The following is a 24,617-nucleotide window of genomic DNA, read 5'->3' on the forward strand; positions in this document are numbered from 1 at the left end:
TTAATTCTCTCACCAAACTAGAAAACACCAGGGCATTGCTCTGGTGTTTTTTTATTCATGAAATGCTTTCATGCCTTCAATAAATAACTTCAGATCATTATCATATTGGTCAACTAAAAGTGCTTCCAATGAATCTTTGGATGAATAATACCGGAGGTACGACATGAAATAAGCATTATTTGGACGGCCGGAATGAAATATCTGGTAGTAACGGGGATCATGAAAGTGGAGCGTGTCTGTTGAATTCATGATCTGGTCTATCAGGATATGCTTTTTGACTGACTTCAGTGAGTCGCTCACTGATTCATCAAACGATTTGTATAATGAGTCCAGCTTGCGAGTGGCCAAGAGCATTTGATCTCTGAAGGTTCTGTGATCTTCTTCTCCAATGATGTATTCGAAATATGAAGCAGAATTTTTACCGTACTTTTCATTCAGGAAGAGAACGGCACCTTTTTCGCCAATAAATGAGGCCAGGTTCTCATTGAATTCAATGTTGTCTTTGACAAACAGCGTGGAATGAGTTAATTCATGAATAATCAGCTCTGCCAGTGCACCTTCCGGCCGTTCCAGCATGTTGGAAAGAATCGGGTCACTTGTCCATCCCAATGTAGACCATCCGCTCACCGGACGTACCCTAACATCATAGTCTTCAGCCTTCAGTTCATCCATCTCTATTTTCGCTCGTTCCGGATCAAAGAATCCTTTATATGGAAAAGAACCAAGAATCGGGAACGACCATGTATAAGGCTCAAGAGCAAAAGGTTTTGACGCAGATAAATTCCAAAGGGCTACTTCGCCTTTTTGATCATAATAGGACGTGTAGTTCGATGACCTCTCTAATCCCAACTGATCAAACGAAAACACTCTTGCCTCCTGGACTACTCGTATTTTTTGCTTGATACTATCGGCGACAGTGGAATCCAGTAATACCTCTTCAATGGGCTGGGTGTTTAAAGTAATAGCCAGCTGGCCTTTTGCCTGTCTGACCCCATAGGCTAAGGTTTCCCAAAAGGTGATGATCAGAATGGTAATCAGAATGATAATGCCCCAACTCGCTTTTTTTATCATGCTACAACTTTATTTATTGTTTATCGTAAGATACCTTGCAATGCATAGTAATGAAATTAACCTTTTTCACTCATGGACTTAAAAAATCACGACAACAACCTACGCATTATTGGGAAAATATTTATTGTGATCGGGTTTATTCTCGTACCTGTTTCCATCTCCACCTTCTTTTTTGTAGATATGATCAGTCACAGCGATTTCTGGATGGATCTTCGGGATTTTGATGTGCTTTTTCTGGAAGTACGTCCGCCGGCCAACCTCCTTTATATGCTACCGATCATTCAGACAGTCTCTTCTTTCATCTTTTTGATTTCCGGGTATGGTCTGGCAACTGAGCAAAGCTGGGGGAAGAAATTTGCCATCGTTCCGGCGGTCATTTTGCTTTTCAAATTTCCGATAGGAACAGCTCTGGGTGGATATATGATTTATGCCATTCATTATGTTCCAAAGGAAGAGCAGGTAGCGAATGGGATTGACTCGCAATAATTTAAATATTATTTCCACAGGGAGTTTATGAAATAAATTGTATCCATTTGAACAATACGAAGTAGCAATAAAGTGGATGATAGATTCCCTTGAAGAATGACTATCTGTTGTAGAGCAAAATGTTAATTTAAAGGTCACTCCCGCAGGGAGTCTTTGAAGTATGTAACAACGGATTAGATTTAATTGGGAAACTATTTCGCTTATATCACAACCAATCCTCGTAAAACAGTTCTTTATACGGGTATGTCGAATGATTTGGAACAAAGAGTGGTTGAACACTTTTTGAATAGAGGGAATCCAAGAACGTTTGCAGGAAGATACTATTGCTATTTTCTGCTTTACTATGAAAGGTTTCCAACACCATCACAAGCAATTGAAAGAGAGGATGAGATAAAGGCAATGACTCGAAAAGAAAAGGAGGAACTAATCGCTACAGAAAACCCCAATTGGCATTTCCTAAATAGCAGCATAATGGAGTGGCCTCCCAATCCTGAAAGGACTTTCAGGTAGTAATTTAGTTTCATTCTTCCAGGTCATAGATTCCCTTCGGGAATGACTTCTAGTAGTAAAAACAAGTATTAATTTAATAGTCACTCCCGCAGGGAGTCTATGGGAAGAAAAGGTGATATTGGCTTTTATAGAGCAACTTTCAAAGTCTGGATAGATTCCTCTTCAGGAATGACGGTATTATTTAGTTTTCTGTATCCTTAGCCACCCGCATCGTCAGGATAAAAAAGCAGGAAGTTTCACTATCCGGTTCGAAATAGTACTCGTATTTTGTACCGGTTTTTTTGGCGATATCAATAAAACCGAGACCTGCACCCCCGGTATCACCTAATTCGGAATTCATCATAGCATCACGGTATAACTGTTTAATGCCATCTGCATCCAGTGAGTTGATGTTGTCAAGCACATCACGTAGCGTGACTGCACTTTTTATTTCGATGTTGTTTCCGGTAGTAATGAAGTACTCACTTTCATTGTGCCCAATCAGGAAGATGCCTTTTTTCACTAGTCCGTGCTCAAGTGAGTTTGACTCTTCATCGGATTGACTATCGGCATGTTTACAAATATTCTGGAGAGACTCCATCATCACATGATAGACCCGCTTGGTGACACGCCTGTTTTCATTGCGTGTGCTCAGGTCTTCGGAGATCATGTCGGTGATCCCATCAATGGTGGCCTGGGTCACATTGCCCATAAATACAACATTGAGATGAGATTCTGTCATCATCTTTTTGAAAGAGATGACGGTCTTAAGATGCTTTAGCTGTTTGTAAACCTGTTCGTATCCAGCATTATCCATGGTTGATGATAGGATTGATGGGACGACAAGTTAACGAAGAAGGAGATGAGATGAAATAAACCGGGTCTGTTTTAAGCGCTCGCCTGCGTGTGATTAAACTCCAGTGTCTCCAGATTTTTGGCAGACGCCCAATTTCTGAGGTTGTCCAGCTGATCTTCATAGATCATCACCTTGTGATCAAATGATGACCGGGTGTGCTGAATGTCTGTTTCAATGAAATCAATCAAAGATGTCCGTGATGGAAACGAGACCGAATACATCAGGCCTTCATTTTTAATAAGTATAGCGTGCATCATGGCGGTAAATAGTGGTTTAATTTCTCTGAACAATAGTAACTCAAATCATGGAGCGGAGTTTGTTACCTTCGATGGATGGGCGAAATCCTTAGATAATCAAGTGAAAAGACCTAGAAGTGGATAAGCATTATGCTTATTTTGAAGCAAATAAGAAAGATTTACGTTTTCCTAATATTTTTAGCAAAATAGCTTTTTCGGGCAAGGTTAAAAGACTAATTTTGTCTGATTTTAAAAATAGACCCAACGCACATATGGCCGAATCACAAGACAAACTGAAAGCCCTACAGATCACCATCGATAAGCTGGAAAAAACCTACGGAAAAGGGACCGTGATGAAATTGAGCGACGAGAAGGTGATGGACGTACCAACCATCTCCACCGGATCCCTGAGCCTGGATATGGCGCTTGGCGTAGGGGGGATTCCTCGTGGACGGATCATAGAAGTATACGGTCCGGAATCTTCCGGTAAAACCACCCTTGCCATGCACTGCATTGCCGAAGCGCAGCGAGCCGGAGGGATGGCCGCTATCATTGATGCGGAGCACGCCTTTGATAAGACCTATGCGGAAAAGCTGGGCATTGACACGGAAAACTTATTGATCTCCCAGCCGGATAATGGTGAGCAGGCACTGGAGATTGCCGAGCATCTGATCCGATCCGGTGCGCTGGATATCATTGTGATTGACTCGGTGGCTGCATTGGTGCCACGAGGCGAGCTGGAAGGCGAGATGGGTGATAGCAAGATGGGTCTTCAGGCACGTCTGATGTCACAGGCTTTAAGAAAACTCACCGGTACCATCAACAAGACGGGTTGCTCATGTATTTTCATCAACCAGCTTCGGGAGAAGATCGGGGTGATGTTTGGAAACCCGGAAACGACCACCGGTGGTAACGCGCTGAAATTCTATGCGTCCATCCGTCTGGACATCCGAAGAATAGGCCAGATCAAAGAGTCTGCAGATAATGTGATGGGGAACCGAACCCGGGTGAAAGTGGTGAAAAATAAGGTGGCCCCTCCGTTTAAGGTGGTAGAGTTTGACATCATGTATGGACGAGGCATCAGCAAGAGTGGTGAGATTGTGGATATTGGGGTGGAGCTGGATGTGATCCAGAAATCCGGATCCTGGTTTTCTTATGACGGAAACAAACTGGGGCAGGGCCGTGATGCGGTAAAAGCGCTGATCGAAGACAACCCCGAGCTGATGGAAGAGCTGGAGAAAAAGATCAAAGAGAAACTAAACGGATAAAGAGATAATCCTTAATCGTAGTAAAGAAGGTGAGTGGAGACGCTCACCTTTTTTTTGATTTAGTTATTCCTTTCGCTGATAAGCAATTCCATCCTTGATGGTCATGATAATTGATCTGGTGTTTTGGATGTCCTCTAACGGATTTCGCTCAAGAATAATAAAATTCGCTTTTTTACCTATATCTACGGATCCGATTTCGTCCGCTAAATTCAAGGTAATAGCCGGGTTGATGGTAGCCGATTGAATAGCCTCCATAGTAGTGAAATCACATAGGTCAACGTAATTGGCTATTTCATTGTGTATGAAAGGATATGGCTCTTCCTTGTATGCGCTAATGGAATCTGTTCCTGCTATTACCCGCACCCCAGCTTCATTCGCATGCCGTGTGATGCTTCTAACAGCAGTTGTCATATCACTTAATCTTGGTATTACTTCAAAAATGAATACCGTAGGATCAAGGCTTACATTATTTGATTTCATCAGATGAAAAAGACTATCCAAGCGCTTATCGTCAGCTGTGTACGATGCGTAATCGGGCTTATCCGATATTTCATACATGAGTAAGGGTGCATGAGAGATATCGTTGATACCACTTGCGATAATTTCGGATGGTTTTGCGAAGTGGGTAAATGCATGCCCCCAGATCATCATATCCTGATTTATTGCTTCTTTGGTTATTGCATTTATCTGTTCCTGACTGAGCAAGGCATATAATTTTAATGCATCACTACCATTTCCTTTGGCTTCTGCTATGACCTGAGCTAAATCCGTATCATCTTCAATGGCCCGAAACCAGGAGGTGTTACCAGCGGTTTCACCGAGGGCACCCGCAATGGATCTGGGGTCTTTAAAAAAATCAGGGCCCGCAAACACAGATGGATAAATGATATTCGGCGAAGGAATCAGGTTTAGTTGGGCAGCTCTGCTGAGCTCGCCAACAACTCTTACATCACACGCCATTTCTCTAATGGTCGTGACTCCTCCAAGCAATGCATGGTTTAACAACTCCAGCAAATGTTCTCTCGGCGGATTGTATTTCAATTCCTTATTCCAATAAGCACTGTGTTCGATATGAGTGTGACTATCAATTAAACCCGGCATCACGTATTTCCCGGATAAATCAACCACTGAGTCACCTTCCTTTCCTATGTAAGATTCGTCATGAATATGGATAATACGTCCGGATTTGACCTCTATGGTTTGGTTATAATTAACTCGTTCATTGATCACGTCCACGATATTCACATTTTTCAGAATGGTAGACTGACCCCAAATGAGTTGAGGAAGTAGGATTGAAACTAGCAGTGTGATTCGCTTCATGACTTTCAGATTGAACAAGAGGTTGGAATCCTTCATAAATGTGGATATGTGTTCTTTAAAACATAGCCATTGTTTAACTACACCAGTAAAATTAACCGTTTTTTATTTTGGGAGAGTTGTAAGTATTAAACCCGAGAGGTTTCAAAAACCTGTCGGGTTTGGTATTTACAACCAAGATTGGTCTTTGGACGACTTCTGAACAGAAAGGAAAATGTTCATTCAAAGAAATAGGGATGCAGGTAATTGTACAGTGTAATGAAAAGTGCAATTATTAGCAGAATTGTAAAAATTCGTTGCTTTCCGGAAGTGTGCTTTTTCATATGGAGGGATGGCTACTCACACGCTACCACAGGAACATCGCCCGTGAGGCCTCTTTTAAAATTATCCCAGTCCGAAAAGATGGCTGAGAAAAAACAGAAAGCGATTGCTGCAACTAAGAGCTTGATTTTGGTTTTTCTTTTCATGGGTAATGGCAAACTTAACAGTTGTGAGCTTATTACAGCATTTGCTCAATTAGCGCATAAGTAACTCCTCCAATATAGCCAACCATGTAAAGGCCAATGGATATGACACCAATAGTGAAAAAGACATTGATGACCTGGTTGTTGGTGATTGGGATGGGTTTCATGGGTAAGATTGATTAGGGTTTTTGAAAGTACAATTTTATCATTTTACTAAAACATTAATCAGAAAAAAGAACCCATTGTTCATACAATGGAGTAAAATACAATAAGAAAACCCCATTGTGATCCTAGCATAGGAATATACAAATCCTTTCAGAAAGTAGGGCGTTAAGATGATAGTGTATTGAGCAACACTTGATTGATGTGACGAGATATTTAAATGTATTAAGGCGAAGAGCAAACTTGATGCGATTACAATAACCCGGAGATCAATAGAGAGATTAAAATACTTTACAGTTTTATAGATTAAAAAACCTATTGGCAGAGCAAGAATTGTTAACATCAGTATGAAGCTAATTTCATAATTCAAATCGATTAACTCATATAGTCCATAGAAAAGGACTAAAATGAATGATAGAGCTAAAGCAAGACCATAAGAAAATTTCTTTGAGTTTTCAGTGACAAACAATCTGAACGAAAGCTCTTCTACTGTAGGGTGAACTATCACCGACAGGATGAAAATGACGCCAAGGCTTATCGCATTGTTTTCATCTCGAATGTTTTTAGCCGTTGGATGATGAGTGCCATTGATTAAATCCAACATTTCAAGGATTGTGGTGATGAAAGTCATGCAGACATGGATCAATAGGCCAATGAGGAAAAGCTTCCATAAGTAATTCCACTTTTGTTCAATTAAGTGATTGTATTTGAGTTGAAAAATGTGTTTGACGAGCATATTGAAACAAACTGGAAGTGGAATAGGTTGGACTTTAAAGGCTAACTCAATCTGTTAATTAACAAGGAAACTCCATTAGCAAGAGAATGACTGGTTAGCGTAACCAAAAAAGCATTTAATGAGAATTTTTTTGATACCATATAAGTCAATGTGAATAGCATTCCGGGGAAAATCATAATAACCATAAAATCATCAGAATATGAATGTGATAATGCGAACAAAAAAGTAGATGCTAAAATGGCAATACTAATGATGAGAGGGCCTTTTTTAGTTGATAAGGCTAAACAAAACTCGATGATAAATGCTTGAAATACAGCGGTTTCTACAATCGGACCCAAAATGAGAGCTGCGAAAATGAATGAAAATTCACTCATTTCTGAAAATGCCAGGGTTTGAGGTAGCGCCGGATTATCCAAATAAGTGATAATAATGAAGGTGTAGGACTTTTCCAGCAGCACAGTTAGAACTACAATGAGAATAAAAATCTTAGTGGGTTTCTTCACTTTGTTGACAGATTTCAGACTTTGCCTAAGGATTTTTGAAAATTAGATCGTCTATCCAAAGCTTTTTGAGAGGTGGTTTATCTCCTTAAGGAAATCTTCTTTCGCTGAAATTAACAATAAAACTAGAGAGATAATTAAACCTATTAGTAAAGCGATTATATCATTATAGTCAAATGTGCCTAAAAAAGGCAAGAATGCGCTTGAAATTTCATGGAGAATATAAATGCTGCTAACAACCAAAATATCGGAAATCTTGTGGTGTGTAACCTTGATATTTGTAAGCCAGAAAACGTTACAAATGATTGGAATAGTAAGAAGGCTTGCACCTACATCTGAAAGCCATTGATAGATAGAGCCTTCCAAAAGGTTGTTGTTGACACTTGGCCTAATGATTTCAGTAATAATAAGACTAAGTGGCAATAAAATCAGAATCGTGATAATACAACTAACTTTGTTATTAATTCTCATTTTCAAAAAGGAACTGTGGGCCAAAGCCCACAGTTGCATTTTACCAGTAATAATTTGACCGTTCTTGCTTGGATGCTCCAGCCTGTGAAAGAGCACTTGCGAAGACACCCAAATAGTAAAAAACTTTTTCGGAGAACTCTGAGCCTCCACTAATTTCCTTTAATTCTGATTTACTTAAATTCTTCATTTCTAACTTAATTTAATGTTTTAACAATTTTATTCTCTTGCAGCATTCCACCCCTCCATAAATGCCTCATAGTGAGCAGTTGGGTTGAGGGCTGCTTCCATTAGAACATACATTCCGACGATTGGACCCCATCCAGTACCACCTTCAACTTCTTGAAGCTCCTCTCTTTTCAATTCAACTAAATTTTCCATAAAACAATTATTTGTATTGCCTTCACTCGTAGGTGGAAGACTTCACCTTATGGGAGTGAAGCTAAATTTCTTCCGTCCAGAAAAAAGTACGGAAGGAAAAAAGTGAAGGCCACCACTAATTTTTTCAAGATCATTCTTTCGGACAACCTTTAGTGAAAACTTGATATCAAGCTTTGTCTCATCCGTATAATGGAAGGATTTAATAGTTCGCTTGTACTCCACCTTTTTTCCCATTCCCCTGAGGCCATCCAGTAGTTCGTATAGTTTGCTTCTGCTTACTCCAAGCGAATCCGCGAGTTTATCAGGAGGGCCTGTTCTTTCCTGTTCAATTAGTTTGTTAAGCTTTTGAAGTCGTTCAATCTGTCGAATGAAATTCATAGGTGACTAGTTTGATAGTTACATTTTACATAGTTATCACTGGTTTAGATGGTTAGCTGGTTTGTCGTTTCTTTCCAAAAGTCCTGATATCTTTCATTGGCATAGGTCAATTCGTGATGACCTCCGTCTGCGATTATTTTACCCTTTTCCAGGAGAATGACCCGGTCAGCAGTTATGGCTGCTCCCACCCGATGTGTTATGGCGATCACGGTTTTGCCCGCATCTTTCAATTTTAGCATGGTTCTGATAACCATTTTTTCTGAGTTGTTATCTAGAGCAGAGGTGGCCTCATCAAAAATGATAATCTGAGGAGCAGGGTAGAGAGCCCTGAGAATGGCCAAACGTTGTTTTTGTCCACCCGATAAATTGACTCCATTTTCTCCAAGTTGACTGTTAAGTCCACCGGGTAATTCATTAATAAAATCCAAAGCTCCAATCACCTTAGCCAGTTTCACGATTCTTTCAACGTTTGGCTGAAACTCTCCCAAAGCGATATTCTCAATGACCGTACCAGCAAACAGGTCGACTTGTTGGGGCACTATACCGATATACTTGTTTAGAGAATGTTCTTTGATTGCATCAAGGCTGTAGTTTCCAATTGTCACTTTCCCATCATTTATGGGATAGAGCCGTTTCAGAATGGAAGCGATGGTCGATTTTCCAGATCCACTTTCTCCTACAATTGCCGTAAATGATCCTTTTGCGATGGTAAGGTTGAAATGATCAAAGACCTCAACTCGTGTACCATACCTAAATGAGACATTTTGAAATTTGATATCACCGACTTCTTTTCGAGTAAGTGGCACCTTGTCATCATCATCGTCACCTTCCAGGTCCATGATTTCAAACAGCCTGTCTGCGGCGATTTTTGCATTCTGGTAAGCTTTATTAGCACCAATGAGGCTGCTGACCGGTCCGGTAAAGTACCCGATGATGGCGTAGAAGGACATTAGCTCTCCAGGAGTGATGGTCTGATCCATAACAAATAAGGCACCTACCCAAAGCAAGACAATGGTGAATAGCCTGGAAATTGTCAATGATGCATTTCCGGAGAAGATGCCATTCATGCCTGATTTATATACTGAAGATAGTAGGTTGACGAATCGGAATTCTGTTTTTAGATTGGCGAAATCCTGCATCCCAAAGGACTTGATGGTTTTCACCCCATTCAGCGACTCGACCAACTGAGACTCAAGATCAGCGGCATTCTCCATCACTTTCCTTTCCACCTTTTTATTGAAGTAATTGGATAGCCAATACGTTATCGTATAAAGAGGAATTACCAATAAGATTATTACAGCCAGCTTCCAGTAGTAGGTAAACATTAACCCGAAAGAGAACAAAACCACAAAGCAATTGATGAGGATATTTATTCCGACTTCATTGATGAATGACCTGATTTTTACAGCGTCATTAATTCGGCTGATTATTTCCCCCACCCGCATAGTATCGAAGAATTGTTGGGGAAGTGAAAGGATGTGTTTGTAGTAGCCCAGAATTAGTTTGGCATCTATTTGCTGGCCCGTCTTCAGAATAAACGTGGATTTAAAGACATTGACTATGATCTGAATGATTAGCAGAAAGATCATCCCTATGCTTAGAAGATTAAGTAAGTTTTGGTTTCCTGTGGGAAGAACAAAATCAATAATTTTCTGCACATAAATTGCGCTGCTTAAACCAATCAAAGTAAATATTGCTGCACCTATAATTGATTGGATGATAACCCCTCTATGTGGCCGTATTAAAAACCAAAAGCGGCTGCTTATAGAGACTTTTTCGTTTCTTTTCTCAAACTTTTCATTAGGTGAAAGCAGAATGAGAACGCCGGACCATATTTTTTGAAACTCTTCAATGGTGTAAGTTTCAATCTTACCATATGCAGGATCCATCACCTTGACATACTTCTTTGTGGTTTTGTAAATAACCACATAGTGGTGGAGCACCTCTTTGATTATTACATGAGCAATGGTGGGAACAGGTAACTCAGGTAGTGCACTTATATCACCGCTTACACCTTTAGCTGAAAACCCAAGCTTTTCAGCTGCCCCAATCATTCCGAGAGCATTTGTTCCTTTCTTATCTGTTCCGGCAATCTGCCTGATTTTGGAGACGGGTATATTGAGACTGTAATGGCTTGCGATGGAAGAAAGGCATGCAGCGCCGCAATCTGTGATATCTCTTTGCTTTATTAAGGTGCCTTTCTTCATATTGTGGTAGGATTTATCCAATTGTCAATTTTGTCATACAGAAGCTGGTAGAGGGTGCGAGTGGCCACATTGAAATTTCCTGAAATAGTCATTCCCTTTTTCAACTCTCCAATGAAACCGTTACTTAATTGAAGGTATGATTTGTTGATGCTGCAAGTGACTTTGAAGAACGGCTGATTATTTATCACGTAAGCGTCTGAGGAAACTTCCTCAATTTTCCCTTTTAGAAACCCCCAGTCGTTATAGTTATAAGCATCCACTTTAATGGATCCCTCCAGTCCTTTTTGAAGTAGTCCAACTTTTTGAGGTGAGACCCAACAAATGGCCATTAATGTGGTGTCCGGTGTTAATTGTGCTAATTGCTGTCCTGCCTGAATGATCTGTCCTTTTGAAATGGGATTAACATTCTGTAGTTCACCTGATGCAGGAGCCTTAAGCGAATACTTGGTAATTTCATTTTCCAATTTCTTCTTTCTCAATGACAAGGATCTCTTCTCTTCAATAAACTGCAATGAAGCTTCCTTCCATTTAGATAGTGATTGCTTTCTAAAAAGCTCCATCTCTGAAAGTGCTCTATTGTAGTTGGCTTCATCTTTGTCGAATTCCACTGCAGCAATCACATTCTGCTCAAATAGCTTCTTTTGTCTATTGTAGATTGTTTTTAAAGTTTCCTTTTCAAGCTCCAGCTTATCAAGCTGAGATTGGTACTGCAGTAATTCAATTTTGTATCTATTCGATTTAAGATTTTTTTCTTCAAGTTGATTCACAGAGAGAGTACTGAGGTCAGCAATGAATGACTGTAATTCAGTTAGTCTTTGAGAGATTTGATTTAATTCTTCTTTTAGTTCAGAGCTTTCCACGCGAATAAGCAGATCACCCTTTTTGAAAGACTTATTTTCTTCAATTCTATTGACTACTAGTCTGCCATTTACCGGAGATATGATGTCATACCTCTGTGTCTTGGTATCTATCGTACCTATCGCATTCGTAGTGACGGTTACCTTAACAAATGGAAGTGAAAGGATGGCTGTTAGAATAGCAATTATTACAACTAAGTAAATACCGGAATTCTTTTTTCCGACTTTAAAGGTGTAATGCTCCAATGAAGAATTAATAAATTCTTTTGGAAATAACTGTTTAGACATGTTAACGTAATAAGGTGACTAAGGGGCTAAATAAGTGATAAGTGGCAAGTAAAGCAAGAAAAACTCAGTATAATACCGTTTCTTATCAAATGATAAATTGGATACGTTAAATGAAAGATTTTATATAATGTTTTAATAGTCACTTGTATAAGTATTTAATGCTCAAACCAACCCTTAAGGAATATCGCTTTTCATTTCTAACCAGCCCTCCCACTCCAAGTGGTGTGGCGCTAATAAGGGCGGAAGATTTAGATTTTAAAAACCCGGAAGGTTTCGAAAACCTTTCGGGTTTGGTATTTATAACCGAGGTAGGTCTTGCGACCAATCGTATGAAGGGCTAAGGGGAGTTGGTGGGGTGGGGTGTCAATAAGGGGTGGGAAGGTAAGCTGGCTGTTCTGCGATAGTGGCTAGATGCAGGCTGATATATGCAACACTAGCGCGTTTTATATGCTTTTTTTTCTATGAATCGAGCAATGGGAAAGAATGTAATCCATATGATAACTGATGTTAACGTAGTTAGCGTTGCTAGAACTGAAATTAGTCCAGTGGCCAGAAAGGATAGAAATCCAAATGTTCCGTAAAATCTGCTGAGTTTCAGTTTGAGTTCATAACCATCTTGCCTAAAATTGGCTCGAATCGCACCGTTTATAATTGGAACAAATCCGAAGAAAAAGAATCTTATTTTTTCACCTCCTGTAAGTTCCTCTATGGAGATTTCATGGGCAAATTGCTCCTTAGCTTCCTTATCCTCTATATACTCATCTACATTTTCAGATGTTAGGTTTCTTTTTTGAAGTTCTTCTTTAGCTGCAGCAATAGCATTATCAGTGAAGTTTTCTTTTTTGTCTAGAATTTCTAAAAGTTGTGAGTTTGCGAATTTGGAATATCGTTCTGCTAGTTCCTCTTTGGTATACATCTTGGATTATTGCATATAACATTCGGATAAAGTACACCATGCACCATATCACTTTTTAACTACACCGGTAAAACTAACCGTTTTCGTGTTTTTAGGGAGAGGTGCGATTTTAAAAACCCCGAAGGTTTCAAAAACCTTCGGGGTTTGTCTATTTACTTCTCGTTACCCACTCGTCCTTATCGCAATCACCGGATCCAGACGTGCTGCCATCAGCGCCGGCACAATTCCTGAGATCACACCGATGATGCCGGCCACACCGAGTCCCAGCACCACGTTACCGAAGGAGAGCACTAGGTCCAGGTTGCCCAGGCTGGCAAAGGAGAGCAGCCACACCAGGAACAGTCCCACACCCCCGCCTATCAGGCTGAGGAAGATGGCCTCAAACAGAAACTGGAAGAGGATAAAGAAGTTTTTGGCACCCAGCGATTTCTGAATACCGATGATATTGGTTCGCTCCCGTACGGAGACAAACATGATGTTGGCAATGCCAAATCCGCCCACCAGGATGGAGAACCCACCGATGGCCCAGCCGGCCACCCCGATCACGTCAAACGTGGAGCCGATGATGTTCATGATGGCGTCCTGCCGGTTTACGGAGAAGTTGTTTTTTTCTTTGGGCTTCAGGCCTCTTTTGGTTCGTAGCAGCCCGGTGATCTCGGCCTCCAGCTCCACCAGCCCCATATCGTCGGAGCGGCCTTTCACACTCACCAGCGTTTCTACGCCACGGTTTCGGCCGGAATAAAAGATCTTTTTGAACGACTGGTAAGGGATGTAAATGCTTTCGTCATTGCCCGTATCACCGAAGATGCCTTCACCTTCTTCTTCCATCACGGCGATAATGACGTATTTCAGTCCTTTGATCTTGATTTCATTGCCCAGTGCATCACCTCGCGGAAATAGCTTTTCAGCGATCAGATGTCCGACCATCGCCACATTTTTGGCGGTATACGATTCAGCGGCTGTAAAGTACCTGCCTTGCGCCACATCGCCGGCCATGTCGTACACATCCTGATGCGTGTGAGCGATACCAAATAGGGTGACATCTGTGTAGCTGCTGCTTCCAAATTTCACCGTTTCGCCACCGGTTACGGCAAAAATGGTGATGCCTTCAGCGTTTTTGAGGTTGGTTCGCAGAAATTCGTATTCTTCATAATTAGTATACGGTCGTTTGATGTACTCCCACCACGGGATGTTGGGGCCAAATTCGTAAGGAAACCGGCGGATGTCGAGGTTGTTTGCATCCAGGAAACTCAGACTGTCTTTGATGCTACGCTCCAGTGAGTCTACAAGTGTGAATACTGCGATGATCGCAAAGATCCCGATGGTCACACCCAAAAGAGATAGCGTGGTTCGGAGGAGGTTTTGCCGCAAGGCACTCCAGGCAAAACGAAAACTCTCGATGATCAATTTGAATACCTGCATATTCGTTGTGTTATCCTGTTGTTCGAATGGCTATCACCGGGTCCAGGCGGGCAGCCATCAATGCCGGCACAATACCTGATAATACGCCTATGACGGCTGAAATCCCCAGTCCTAAGATAATGTTTCCGGTTGTCAACACCAGCTCCAGACTCCCCAGACTGGCAAAGGAGATAAAGTATACCAGCATGACGCCCACGCCCCCGCCGATCAGGCTGAGGAATACGGCTTCAAACAGAAACTGGAAGAGAATGAAATAATTTTTCGCTCCCAGGGATTTTTGAATCCCGATGATGTTGGTTCGCTCACGTACGGAGACGAACATGATATTGGCAATACCGAATCCACCCACCAGGATTGCAAAGCCCCCAATGATGGCACCAGCCACACTTACGGCATCAAAGGTGGAGCCGATGAAGTTAGTAATGGCCTCCGGCCTGTTGAGTGCGAAATTGTCATCTTCTTTCGGCTTCAGCGACCGTTTTTTGCGCATCAGCCCTCTCAGCTCGGCTTCCAGCTCCACCAGACCTACATCAGTAGGGAGTCCTTTTGCAGTGATACGAGGTTCTACGCCGCTTCTTCTTCCGGAATAATAGATTTTTTGAAAAGCACGATAGGGCATGTAGATGTTGTCATCGTTGCTGGGAGCGCCCAGAAAGCTGTCGCCTTCTTCTTTGATCACCCCAATGATGTGATATTTCAGCCCTTTGATCTTAATGTCTTTCCCTATAGGTGAGATGGCGGGAAACAATTCTTCTGCCGTGCGATGGCCTATGATTACTACGTTGGATGCGCCATTGGCTTCTTCCCGCGTAAAATATCTTCCTTCTTCTATTGGGATTTCATACAAATCCTTGTGGTCATACACTACACCCAGCAAGGAAAGGTCTGCAGTGCTGCTGCTTTCGTATTTCGCGATGATGCCTCCGCGTACGGTAAAGATGGACACAGCCTGTGCGTTCTTTACATTGTCCTTTATGAACCGATACTCATCGAAGGTGACATAAGGTCGTTGCAGATATGTCCACCATGGATAGGGCCCTCCAAAACCATAGGGCCATTTCTCTACATTGATATTGTTTGTTCCAAGGAAATTGAGGCTGTCTTTGATGCTTCTTTCCAGCGAATCTACAGCAGTGAAAACGGCTATAATTGAAAAGATACCTACAGTCACTCCAAGCAGGGATAAGGTGGTTCTTAGCAGGTTTGTTCTCAGTGCGCTCCAGGCGAATCGAAAACTTTCAATGATTAACTTAAATGCTTTCACTAGTGCTTTTTATTCAGACAAATGTAACTAACCTCTGTGCAGTTTGATCCATAAAATCGCGATCGGTCGATGCGTATTTCAAACGGTTAATACTTAAGTTGACGAGTTTAACCCGAGATACGTTACAAACGTGAAACATATTTGCTAATTTTGCGCTCTTTTGATCATATAAATAGATCCTTTTTCCTATGGGAATGAAATTATCCGAATTCAAATTCGACCTACCATCAAGTCTTATTGCCCTGCACCCTACTGAAAACCGTGACGATTCTCGATTAATGGTTGTCCACAAGGACACGGGTGAGATCGAACATAAAACATTTAAGGATGTCGTTGACTACTTTCAGGAGGATGATGTCTTCGTGATCAACGACACGAAAGTTTTCCCTGCTCGCTTGTATGGAAACAAGGAAAAGACGGGAGCGAAAATTGAAGTATTTCTACTTCGTGAGTTGAATACGGAGATGAAGCTGTGGGATGTGCTGGTAGATCCGGCAAGAAAAATCCGTGTAGGTAACAAGCTCTATTTCGGCGATGGTGAGTTGGTTGCAGAGGTGATTGACAACACTACCAGCAGGGGCCGAACCATCCGTTTCCTTTTTGACGGGGACCAGGAGCAATTCTATAAAATGATCGATGCGCTGGGGGAAACACCACTGCCAAAAGAAATTAAGCGCTCGGCTGAGCCGGAAGACCGTGAACGGTTTCAGACGATCTATGCCAAGAACATCGGTGCGGTGGCTGCACCAACAGCAGGTATGCACTTCACACCACAACTGATGAAGCGTCTGGAGCTGATTGGAATCGATATAGCTCCGATCACGCTGCATGTAGGATTGGGCACGTTCCGTCCGGTGGATGTGGAAGACCTTACCAAGCACAAGATGGATTCTGAAAACTACTGGGTGGAAAAACCAACCGCTGACCGAGTGAACAGAGCGCTTGCGGAAAAATCTAAGATCTGTGCGGTGGGAACCACTGCGATGAAGACACTGGAATCTTCTGTGTCTGCCAATGGACTACTGAAAGAGAACTCCGGCTGGACGGATAAATTCATTTTCCCTCCATACGAATTTAAAATCTGTGATGCGCTGATCACCAACTTCCACTTGCCGGAATCTACGCTATTGATGATGGCGTCCGCATTTGGTGGCTATGATTTGATCATGGAGGCTTACCAGACGGCAATCAAGGAAAAATACCGCTTCTTCAGCTACGGAGATGCGATGCTGATCATCTAAGCAAGTTGAAGAAATATGCCATCATAGTGGCTGGGGGCAAGGGCACACGCATGAAGAGCGAAGTGCCCAAGCAATTCCTGCGGTTAGATGGTGTGCCTATCATTGTTCACTCGATCAGGCAATTTCTCAAGTACGACAAGAATCTCCAAGTGATTGTAGTGTTGCCTGAAGCTCACATGAATCAATGGGAAGCGATCAACTTTCAATATTTTCCGGATTCCAACATCGAGGTGACCAGTGGGGGCATCACCCGAAGTGCTTCTGTATTATCGGGCCTTGGACTTATAAGGGAAGATGGACTGGTGGCGGTGCATGATGCCGTTCGCCCATTCGTTTCGGTTGAGACCATCAAGTCATCTTTTGATTCTGCGAAGAAAAAGGGATCTGGTGTGGCAGTCGTTGAGCTCAAGGACTCTATCAGGGAACTGGAGGGAGACACCTCGATTGCGCGTGACCGATCTAATTACGTGTTGGTCCAGACCCCTCAGACATTTGAAGTAAACAAGCTAAAGGATGCATATGAAAAAGCCGGAGCTGGGCTATTTACTGATGATGCAAGTGTATTTGAAGCAGCGGGATATGCGGTACACCTGATAGCGGGCACCTATGATAACATAAAGATCACCACACCGGAGGATTTGAAATAAAAAAGCCCATCTCCAACGGAGACAGGCTTTCTACTAAGCGGAAGTATGAATTTTATTGTTTCAGTACTCTGAAGGTGAGTGCCGTTTTGTTCTTCTCCGTATCGTGGAACTTCAATAGGTAAAGCCCTTTCTCATAAGCACTTAAATCGACATGCAGATGACCATCCTCACCTTTGGCTATGTCTTTTGAGAATAGTTGCTTTCCATTCATGTCATAAAGGCTCATCTGCATTTTATCCGAAAGCACTTTGTCGTATGAAATATTCAGGATGCTTGGAGTCGGATTTGGGTAAATGCTAAAGTCAGTAAAAAACTCGCTTGTCAGCCCAAGGATCAGTTCTACCACGATCCCATCTTCAGTTACAAATGCTGCTAGTGTGAAGTCATTGTCACTAACACCTGCCGCACCAATATCAAACTCAACAAATGATGACTCATCAAGTGGAATACCCGGATATTCTACGAAGAATCGGTACGTACCCTCCGGTAAGAATCCAAACTCAAACTCGCCATCATCATTGGTTTCGCCATAGGCGATCAGTTCAAATTCATCTTGCTCACCTCTTCCGCCTCTTCTGCGTCGTTTCAGTCCGCACTTTCTGTTCTTCGCTCTCCTGCGCGCCTCGATGCGCCCTTCTTCTTCAGCAAAATCCTCTTCAATCACTCCGGCGACACGCCCGTCACCGGTATTGGCATTTCTCTCCGGTGGAACAGGCGTCACGTTGATTTCGACTGAAATATCCTCAGTGAGTGTCAAAACTTCGGCATTTTCCCATTCGAAGGCATCACCAAAATAGGTAGCCACATATTTCTCGGGATCAGAGTCAATGTTGATGAGGAAATCTCCTAGAAATACCGGGTTGAAATTAAAAGCTCCTCCATTAGAGGCCACCACATCCAGAGTGTCATAGTTGCCAGCTTCTTCTATACGAAGCAAAGTACCCTCTAACTCATTAGCAATGGTACTGCCACCTGATTTTGCATCAACCGATACGACAGCACTTTCCAGGTTGAAGGCTGCCAACCCAAGGTAGGCACCATAATTTGCACTTTTTGGTTTTCCACTCACAGCTCCGGTGGAAATCTCAGTGGAATAATTTGCACTGGACGAAACACCACCGGTATATCCGGTTGCATATCCCTGGCTGCTCAATTGGGAGAATCCCGGTAATGCCAGGCAGCATATGCCAACGAATGTTAATCCTTTAGTCAAAACAGCCCAACTCATTTGCTTGCTGCTTTACTAGCTCCTAATTGCTTCATTAGCTGATCCATCTCAGAGCGAAGGGTTTTGATTTCTTCCAAAGAGGCTTTGAGATTGGCATTCTCACTTTCCAAAGATTCTACTTTGGCATTAAGTTCTTTTATTGCCTCGATAAGTACGGCAGTCATCTGTGCGTAGTTGACTGCTTTCATTCCTTCGTCATTCGTATGGACGAACTCAGGATAAATCTCCTCTACTTCTTGAGCAATAACTCCTATTTGATTTTGGATAGTGATGTTTTCATCTTTCCATTGATAGGAAACACCTCTTAACTGGGTGGTTTTTTCCAGCGTGTTTGTGAGAGGCGTGATGTTTTTCTTTAGCCTTCTATCTGAAGTTTGTACTCCTCCGGAGGTAGATTGTAGAATATCTGCTGCAACAGTACCATTGGCGTTAATGTCACCATTAAGTCCATCCATGCTAATATTTGTGGCACTTCCGCTATCTCGAATTTCCATGAATCCATGTCCTGAACCATTGTTTGAGGATATTAAAATAGTTTCGTTTACAGTTCCACCATTAGCGGTGTTCATCATTGAAATTCTTCCTGAGGATTCACCAGCCTGGTCATCCGCAACTACTTCTACATTCGTACTAAAATCTCCTGCGCCATTATCATTTTGTCCAAAGACCTGGACGATTCCCAGCTCACTGTTGGCCCACCATTGGCCAGAAACATATACGTTTCGGGTAGTAGGGCCATTGACCATGACCAAACCACTTTTTCCAGTTGGATCACCACCGGTTTCATCCCTGTTTGAGCCAATGGCAGCTAACATTATTCCCTCATTATCTGAGATGTCAATTCCAGCTCTTCTGTATCCACCAGACATTGGATTTGAGAACACATCATTAGTTGTCATGTAATTGTTGATCATTAATGTACTTCCATCAGATGTGGTGTTCATTCCTCGCATTTGCAACGCAGCTCCACCTGTCCCATAGTGACCTGCTAAAATGGTTGACTCATTGAATGTTCCAGTTGGATCTGGATCAAGCAGTTGGAGATATCCACCTGCAGCTTCAGATGAATTTAAAATGACAGATTCATTATCCAATGGGTTTGAAATACGTAAATCAAGTGTTGTGAGACTGTCTATCTCTACCGGGTTCGTTCCTGTATAAGGGAGCAATGGTGAATGCAACGTCACCGCTGAAAGGGCTTCTCCATTTACGGTAATGTTTAACAAGACCTCTCTGCTGTCCCCGAAAAGGGTGTCAGGTAGTGGAGTGGTTGATCCCAGTACTACAGAATAGTACCCGTCTGTGACGGAGACGTTGCTTTTAGTTTCTGACCAGGCAGGGCTGGTGATACTGAAATCAATTGTAGCTGTGCCATTAAATGGCTTTCCAGCATCCAACAATCGACCCTGAAAGGGGATTTTTTGTGCGGATAGTGTTCCCGTGATTAATAGAGCAAAAACTAAGGCGTAAAACTTCTTCATATCTTCTTGGTTAATAGCATATTAAAATTCAAACTGAAACATAATGTGCTTTTGATGGCATATCAATACCTATTTGGGGGTATTTTTTATCATTTGATAATTACCTTCACAAAAACCTGTGTATGAAGAAGAAGATTATAGAGAGTTATAATGACATTTTTTCCACCTTCCAGGAGTTTAAAGGAGAAACGCTTGAAAAGCACGTTGAGAAACTAAAACAACTGGATCAACTCATTCCTCACAGCGCAACCTTCTTCTGTATCACAAATACCAGCAATCAATCTTTTGAGTATGTAAGTAAAAATTTTGAACCTACCGTTCATCTTGATATTGACGATATGATCGAGGGGGGAATGAAGTTTTGGTGGAGTCGGATGCACCCAGATGAAATGAATACCTGGTTACAGTCATTAAAGGATCTGATGGAATTTACAATGGCAAACATTGCCCTGGAAGATCGTAGAAGGATGACCTATACGTGGAACTATCGTGCAAAAGATGGAGACAGTACCTATAAAAATATCATTCAGCATACCACACCCATGTTTTTTGATGATCATGGTAAACCCATTATCGGATTGGCTCACTATTCCGTTTTGGAAGCACATGATTTGCTCCCTATTCAGGCAACCGCTAAAATCCTGAATGCAAATGACGAGTATGAAACGCTATTCTATCAAATGTATGGAGGTCAGAAGCTATTGGTAGAAAATATCTCTCATCGTGAACGCGATGTATTGAGGCTTCTTTCCTATGGCTATAGTAACGATGAAATTTCTGATAAGCTGAATATTAGCGCACATACGGTAAAAACACATCGCAAGAACGTGATGACAAAAACCGGTAGCAAAAACACCACTCAATTAGTGGCTCTTTGCATACGCCAGGGGATCATTTAAAAAAAAAGCCCCGAAAATCGAGGCTCTTCAATGATAAATTTATCAATGGCTAATATTCATCCTCATTAAAGAAGAAGTCTTCTTTCGTAGGATAATCCGGCCAAATCTCTTCGATGTTTTCGAATGGCTGTCCGTCATCCTCTAGCTCCTGCAAGTTTTCTACTACTTCCAGCGGTGCTCCAGACCTGATAGAATAATCGATTAGCTCATCCTTGGTGGCGGGCCATGGGGCGTCTTCTAAATAAGATGCAAGTTCTAGTGTCCAATACATATTCTAGCCTCAGTTTATAAGTCCTGTTTTAATAATGCGCGCAAATATATATTATTATATCATATACAAGCGCGTGTGAAAAATTCCTTAATTAGAAAGGTAATTTTCTTACACTAAAACACAAGAAAAAGTTGCTAAAAGTTTTAAAATTCTCCGGAATCTACCCATTCCAGCAATTTTGATTTGATCTCAATCTTGCGCTTCTGACTCTTAATCTTATTTTCAACCATTTTGTTCATTGTTCCATCACTAGAAGAAAAATTGGCTGAATTTTCTTCGTATATCTTCAAATCTTCTTCATCCCGGGAGATTAAATCACGGATTATCCCGGCACGAATGCTCTTCTTTTTATCAGATTCCAGCTTTGAAAAGTCAGGAAAACGCTTTTGAGTAAGCTTGACTACAAAAGCACGTTCATTCAAAAGTTGTATGAGTTCCAGGCATTTTTGTTTTTCAGGGTTTCTTCCCTTGTCCCTGAAGAGGTTTTTCTTCATTTTACTCAGCTCCTCTCCATTAAAGGTTGCTTTACCTGACTTGATTGCCTCAAGTTTTTGAAGTGTCTCTGAGTAATCAATGGATGGTTTAAATGTCCGCCCTTTCAGGTTCTTGTTGAATTCATCATTCAATGGTTTGTAAAACTCCGCAGGAATTCCACCGGTTTCTTTCCATCGTTCTTTTAACTGCTTTACCTTATTGAAGCGCTCCTGGCCGTGGAGATCTGTCAGTTTTTTAGATTCTTCTACCAGCTCTTCATATTGTCTTTTCCGGTGGTCTGTCAGTTTTTGCTTGTCTTCGAAAAATTGCTTTTTCCGATCGAAGAAATCTGTGATGAGTGTCCAAAAAGATTCCTCCATCTCCTCATTCTTATCTTCTTCTGCACTTCCCGTTTTGATCCACCGACTCTTCAGATCGTTGATTTTTTCAGTTGCTTCTTTCCAGTTTACAATCTCTACAATTTGCTTCCCTTCCTCCAGTAATGCAGTTTTGATTTCAGTGTTCCTTACCCGGTTTTTTTGGATGATGTCTCTCACCAGGTTTTCATATTTCACAATCCGATCTTCCAGTGCCTGGTAATCACCGAGCCCATCATGCTGAGGTAAATGCTCTTTCAGGTGCACCAGCTTCATCAAAAAGGAACCCTTGTTTTCCGTCGATTCAATTTTTTCGGTGACCTCATCAATTTTCTTTTCCAGGTCAGCGAAGCGTTCCTGAAAAAACCGGACTGACTTACCCGTGTCTTCATCCCGGACTTCACCGATTTCACGGTCAGCGTTTCCGCCCCAGCCCTTCTGAAAAACTTTGCCGTCTTTTATAAATCCAAATGGTACCTCTAAGATGTCCAAGGGTGAGTGTAATTCTTAAATTGCGTGGTATATTCGATTTCTAATCAAACTTAAGCATGTCAGACGAAAAGATCATCTTCTCAATGTCGGGGGTGAACAAAATTTACCCACCGCAGAAACAAGTACTCAAGAATATTTATTTGTCATTTTTCTATGGTGCTAAAATAGGAGTCTTAGGACTAAATGGCGCAGGAAAGTCCTCTTTGTTACGAATAATTGCAGGAAAAGACACAGAATATCAGGGTGATGTGGCTTTTTCTGATGGATATTCGGTGGGAATGCTCGAGCAAGAGCCGGAACTTGACCCGGAAAAAACGGTGATAGAAGTTGTGCGTGAAGGAGTAAAAGAGATCAACGATTTACTGAAACAGTACGAGGAAGTCAATGCGAAATTCACTGATCAGGAAGTGTTGGACGATCCGGATAAAATGAATAAGCTGATCGAAAAGCAGGGTCAAATCCAGGAGAAGCTGGATGCCACTGGAGCCTGGGAAATCGATCATAAACTAGAGCGGGCCATGGATGCACTTCGAACACCACCTGAAGATGCAGTTATCAAGAATCTATCAGGAGGGGAGAAAAGGAGAGTGGCCCTTTGCCGCCTGCTTTTGGAACAGCCGGACGTGTTGCTACTCGATGAGCCCACCAACCACCTCGATGCGGAATCTGTATTGTGGCTGGAGCAGCACCTGCAGCAATATGAAGGAACGGTAATCGCCGTGACACACGATCGGTACTTTTTGGATAATGTGGCCGGGTGGATCTTGGAGCTAGATCGTGGGGAAGGCATTCCATGGAAAGGAAACTACAGTAGCTGGCTGGAGCAAAAGGAGAAAAGACTGTCTCAGGAAGACAAGCAGGAATCAAAACGCCAAAAAACCCTACAACGAGAGCTGGAATGGGTGCGTATGAGTCCAAAGGGACGTCAGGCTAAGGCTAAAGCTCGTTTGAGTGCCTATGACAAGTTGTTAGGTGAAGAAGCCAAAGAGAAAGAAAAGAATCTGGAGTTATATATCCCGCCGGGTCCGCGATTGGGATCGAAGGTGATTGAAGCGAAAGGCGTTTCAAAAGGATATGGAGATAAGCTTCTCTATGAAGATTTGTCGTTTAGCCTGCCGCAAGGGGGTATCGTGGGGGTGATAGGGCCAAATGGTGCTGGTAAATCAACGCTGTTTAAAATGATCACAGGTCAGGAGCAGCCGGATAAGGGCACGTTTGAAGTGGGTGAAACAGTGGTCATGAGCTACGTAGATCAGGAGCATGATCAACTCGATCCAAATAAGTCAGTTTATGAAGTGATTTCTGAGGGGAATGAAATCATTGATCTGGGTGGTAAGGAAATGAATGCACGTGCTTACGTGAGTAAGTTCAATTTTTCCGGACCTGATCAGGGCAAGAAAGTGAGTGCATTGTCAGGAGGAGAAAGAAACCGTGTACACCTGGCACTGACACTGAAAAGAGGAGCCAATCTGATACTTCTTGATGAGCCTACCAACGACCTGGATGTGAATACCCTTCGGGCACTTGAGGAGGCTTTAGAAAATTTTGGCGGGTGTGCAGTGGTCATCAGTCACGACCGTTGGTTCCTGGATCGCATTGCTACGCATATTTTGGCTTTTGAAGGTAACTCACAAGCGTATTGGTATGAAGGTAATTTCACCGAGTATGAAGAAAACAGGAAAAAGCGACTGGGAGATGAAGCTCCTAAGCGGATCAAGTACAAGAAACTTTTAGCCTAAAT

General features: G+C 42.2%; 27 protein-coding genes. 8 read left to right on the forward strand and 19 right to left on the reverse strand.

The window, feature by feature from the left end:
• Window positions 1-51: 51 nt before the first annotated feature.
• The gene (locus tag ACOQON_RS01465; protein ID WP_420577157.1) at window positions 52-1,071 is read right to left on the reverse strand and encodes an aminopeptidase; all 1,020 of its coding nucleotides are present in this window, start codon (window positions 1,069-1,071) and stop codon (window positions 52-54) included.
• A gap of 72 nt (window positions 1,072-1,143) precedes the next feature.
• On the opposite strand from ACOQON_RS01465, the gene ACOQON_RS01470 reads away from it, so the two are divergent.
• Entirely contained in the window at window positions 1,144-1,557 is a 414-nt protein-coding gene (locus ACOQON_RS01470) for a hypothetical protein (protein WP_420577158.1), read from the forward strand.
• Window positions 1,558-1,740: 183 nt separating this feature from the next.
• On the forward strand, window positions 1,741-2,067 hold the full coding sequence (locus ACOQON_RS01475; RefSeq protein ID WP_420577159.1) for a GIY-YIG nuclease family protein: 327 nt from the start codon (window positions 1,741-1,743) through the stop codon (window positions 2,065-2,067).
• A 181-nt stretch (window positions 2,068-2,248) separates the two neighbouring features.
• On the opposite strand, the gene ACOQON_RS01480 is transcribed toward ACOQON_RS01475, so the two are convergent.
• Both ACOQON_RS01480 and ACOQON_RS01485 read right to left on the reverse strand, forming a co-directional pair.
• Complete coding sequence (locus ACOQON_RS01480) at window positions 2,249-2,863, reverse strand: SiaB family protein kinase (RefSeq protein ID WP_420577160.1); 615 nt, start codon at window positions 2,861-2,863, stop codon at window positions 2,249-2,251.
• Window positions 2,864-2,934: 71 nt separating this feature from the next.
• Window positions 2,935-3,159, reverse strand: a complete 225-nt coding sequence (locus tag ACOQON_RS01485) for a hypothetical protein (RefSeq protein ID WP_420577161.1) — start codon at window positions 3,157-3,159, stop codon at window positions 2,935-2,937.
• Window positions 3,160-3,410: 251 nt separating this feature from the next.
• On the opposite strand from ACOQON_RS01485, the gene recA reads away from it, so the two are divergent.
• The gene (gene recA, locus ACOQON_RS01490) at window positions 3,411-4,406 is read left to right on the forward strand and encodes a recombinase RecA (RefSeq protein WP_420578670.1); all 996 of its coding nucleotides are present in this window, start codon (window positions 3,411-3,413) and stop codon (window positions 4,404-4,406) included.
• Between the two features lie 63 nt (window positions 4,407-4,469).
• Here recA and ACOQON_RS01495 read toward each other — a convergent pair whose 3' ends face one another.
• The 9 genes from ACOQON_RS01495 to ACOQON_RS01535 form a co-directional block, all read right to left on the reverse strand.
• Window positions 4,470-5,726, reverse strand: a complete 1,257-nt coding sequence (locus tag ACOQON_RS01495; RefSeq protein ID WP_420577162.1) for an amidohydrolase family protein — start codon at window positions 5,724-5,726, stop codon at window positions 4,470-4,472.
• Window positions 5,727-6,222: 496 nt separating this feature from the next.
• Window positions 6,223-6,354, reverse strand: coding sequence for a hypothetical protein (locus ACOQON_RS01500; protein ID WP_420577163.1), 132 nt, complete (start codon window positions 6,352-6,354; stop codon window positions 6,223-6,225).
• A gap of 38 nt (window positions 6,355-6,392) precedes the next feature.
• Entirely contained in the window at window positions 6,393-7,085 is a 693-nt protein-coding gene (locus ACOQON_RS01505) for a type II CAAX prenyl endopeptidase Rce1 family protein (protein WP_420577164.1), read from the reverse strand.
• Between the two features lie 41 nt (window positions 7,086-7,126).
• Window positions 7,127-7,588 (reverse strand): type II CAAX prenyl endopeptidase Rce1 family protein, encoded by a 462-nt coding sequence (locus tag ACOQON_RS01510; RefSeq protein ID WP_420577165.1) that lies wholly within the window; start codon window positions 7,586-7,588, stop codon window positions 7,127-7,129.
• Window positions 7,589-7,639: 51 nt separating this feature from the next.
• A complete protein-coding gene (locus ACOQON_RS01515; protein WP_420577166.1) occupies window positions 7,640-8,206 on the reverse strand; it encodes a hypothetical protein in 567 nt (188 codons plus the stop codon).
• A 66-nt stretch (window positions 8,207-8,272) separates the two neighbouring features.
• On the reverse strand, window positions 8,273-8,434 hold the full coding sequence (locus ACOQON_RS01520; protein ID WP_420577167.1) for a hypothetical protein: 162 nt from the start codon (window positions 8,432-8,434) through the stop codon (window positions 8,273-8,275).
• Window positions 8,435-8,476: 42 nt separating this feature from the next.
• Window positions 8,477-8,812: a DNA-binding protein gene (locus ACOQON_RS01525; RefSeq protein WP_420577168.1), complete on the reverse strand. Its 336-nt coding sequence runs from the start codon at window positions 8,810-8,812 to the stop codon at window positions 8,477-8,479.
• A gap of 44 nt (window positions 8,813-8,856) precedes the next feature.
• On the reverse strand, window positions 8,857-11,019 hold the full coding sequence (locus ACOQON_RS01530) for a peptidase domain-containing ABC transporter (protein WP_420577169.1): 2,163 nt from the start codon (window positions 11,017-11,019) through the stop codon (window positions 8,857-8,859).
• The gene (locus ACOQON_RS01535; RefSeq protein WP_420577170.1) at window positions 11,016-12,164 is read right to left on the reverse strand and encodes an HlyD family secretion protein; all 1,149 of its coding nucleotides are present in this window, start codon (window positions 12,162-12,164) and stop codon (window positions 11,016-11,018) included. The genes ACOQON_RS01530 and ACOQON_RS01535 overlap by 4 nt, the downstream gene beginning before the upstream one ends.
• 158 nt (window positions 12,165-12,322) lie before the next feature.
• On the opposite strand from ACOQON_RS01535, the gene ACOQON_RS01540 reads away from it, so the two are divergent.
• The gene (locus ACOQON_RS01540; protein WP_420577171.1) at window positions 12,323-12,505 is read left to right on the forward strand and encodes a hypothetical protein; all 183 of its coding nucleotides are present in this window, start codon (window positions 12,323-12,325) and stop codon (window positions 12,503-12,505) included.
• Window positions 12,506-12,597: 92 nt separating this feature from the next.
• On the opposite strand, the gene ACOQON_RS01545 is transcribed toward ACOQON_RS01540, so the two are convergent.
• The 3 genes from ACOQON_RS01545 to ACOQON_RS01555 form a co-directional block, all read right to left on the reverse strand.
• On the reverse strand, window positions 12,598-13,080 hold the full coding sequence (locus ACOQON_RS01545; RefSeq protein ID WP_420577172.1) for a hypothetical protein: 483 nt from the start codon (window positions 13,078-13,080) through the stop codon (window positions 12,598-12,600).
• Window positions 13,081-13,242: 162 nt separating this feature from the next.
• Window positions 13,243-14,502 carry an ABC transporter permease gene (locus ACOQON_RS01550; protein WP_420577173.1) on the reverse strand — a complete coding sequence of 420 codons (1,260 nt, stop codon included), beginning with the start codon at window positions 14,500-14,502 and terminating at the stop codon, window positions 13,243-13,245.
• Between the two features lie 10 nt (window positions 14,503-14,512).
• Window positions 14,513-15,766, reverse strand: coding sequence for an ABC transporter permease (locus ACOQON_RS01555; RefSeq protein ID WP_420577174.1), 1,254 nt, complete (start codon window positions 15,764-15,766; stop codon window positions 14,513-14,515).
• A 194-nt stretch (window positions 15,767-15,960) separates the two neighbouring features.
• Here ACOQON_RS01555 and queA point away from each other — a divergent pair, with 194 nt between their 5' ends.
• Window positions 15,961-17,007: a tRNA preQ1(34) S-adenosylmethionine ribosyltransferase-isomerase QueA gene (gene queA, locus ACOQON_RS01560; protein ID WP_420578671.1), complete on the forward strand. Its 1,047-nt coding sequence runs from the start codon at window positions 15,961-15,963 to the stop codon at window positions 17,005-17,007.
• A gap of 5 nt (window positions 17,008-17,012) precedes the next feature.
• Window positions 17,013-17,654, forward strand: a complete 642-nt coding sequence (locus tag ACOQON_RS01565) for a 2-C-methyl-D-erythritol 4-phosphate cytidylyltransferase (RefSeq protein ID WP_420577175.1) — start codon at window positions 17,013-17,015, stop codon at window positions 17,652-17,654.
• Between the two features lie 52 nt (window positions 17,655-17,706).
• Here the strand turns inward: ACOQON_RS01565 and ACOQON_RS01570 are convergent, their stop codons facing one another.
• Window positions 17,707-18,882 (reverse strand): T9SS type A sorting domain-containing protein, encoded by a 1,176-nt coding sequence (locus ACOQON_RS01570; RefSeq protein WP_420577176.1) that lies wholly within the window; start codon window positions 18,880-18,882, stop codon window positions 17,707-17,709.
• Entirely contained in the window at window positions 18,879-20,363 is a 1,485-nt protein-coding gene (locus tag ACOQON_RS01575) for a tail fiber domain-containing protein (protein ID WP_420577177.1), read from the reverse strand. The genes ACOQON_RS01570 and ACOQON_RS01575 overlap by 4 nt, the downstream gene beginning before the upstream one ends.
• A gap of 122 nt (window positions 20,364-20,485) precedes the next feature.
• Here ACOQON_RS01575 and ACOQON_RS01580 point away from each other — a divergent pair, with 122 nt between their 5' ends.
• Window positions 20,486-21,262: a response regulator transcription factor gene (locus ACOQON_RS01580; RefSeq protein ID WP_420577178.1), complete on the forward strand. Its 777-nt coding sequence runs from the start codon at window positions 20,486-20,488 to the stop codon at window positions 21,260-21,262.
• Window positions 21,263-21,311: 49 nt separating this feature from the next.
• Here the strand turns inward: ACOQON_RS01580 and ACOQON_RS01585 are convergent, their stop codons facing one another.
• Together ACOQON_RS01585 and ACOQON_RS01590 are read right to left on the reverse strand one after the other, a co-directional pair.
• Window positions 21,312-21,533: a DUF2795 domain-containing protein gene (locus ACOQON_RS01585; protein WP_089356648.1), complete on the reverse strand. Its 222-nt coding sequence runs from the start codon at window positions 21,531-21,533 to the stop codon at window positions 21,312-21,314.
• A 143-nt stretch (window positions 21,534-21,676) separates the two neighbouring features.
• Entirely contained in the window at window positions 21,677-22,876 is a 1,200-nt protein-coding gene (locus ACOQON_RS01590; RefSeq protein WP_420577179.1) for a DUF349 domain-containing protein, read from the reverse strand.
• A gap of 56 nt (window positions 22,877-22,932) precedes the next feature.
• On the opposite strand from ACOQON_RS01590, the gene ettA reads away from it, so the two are divergent.
• Window positions 22,933-24,615: an energy-dependent translational throttle protein EttA gene (ettA, locus tag ACOQON_RS01595; protein ID WP_420577180.1), complete on the forward strand. Its 1,683-nt coding sequence runs from the start codon at window positions 22,933-22,935 to the stop codon at window positions 24,613-24,615.
• Window positions 24,616-24,617: the final 2 nt, after the last annotated feature.

Source organism: Ekhidna sp. (assembly GCF_965221965.1).
Classification (GTDB): domain Bacteria; phylum Bacteroidota; class Bacteroidia; order Cytophagales; family Cyclobacteriaceae; genus Ekhidna.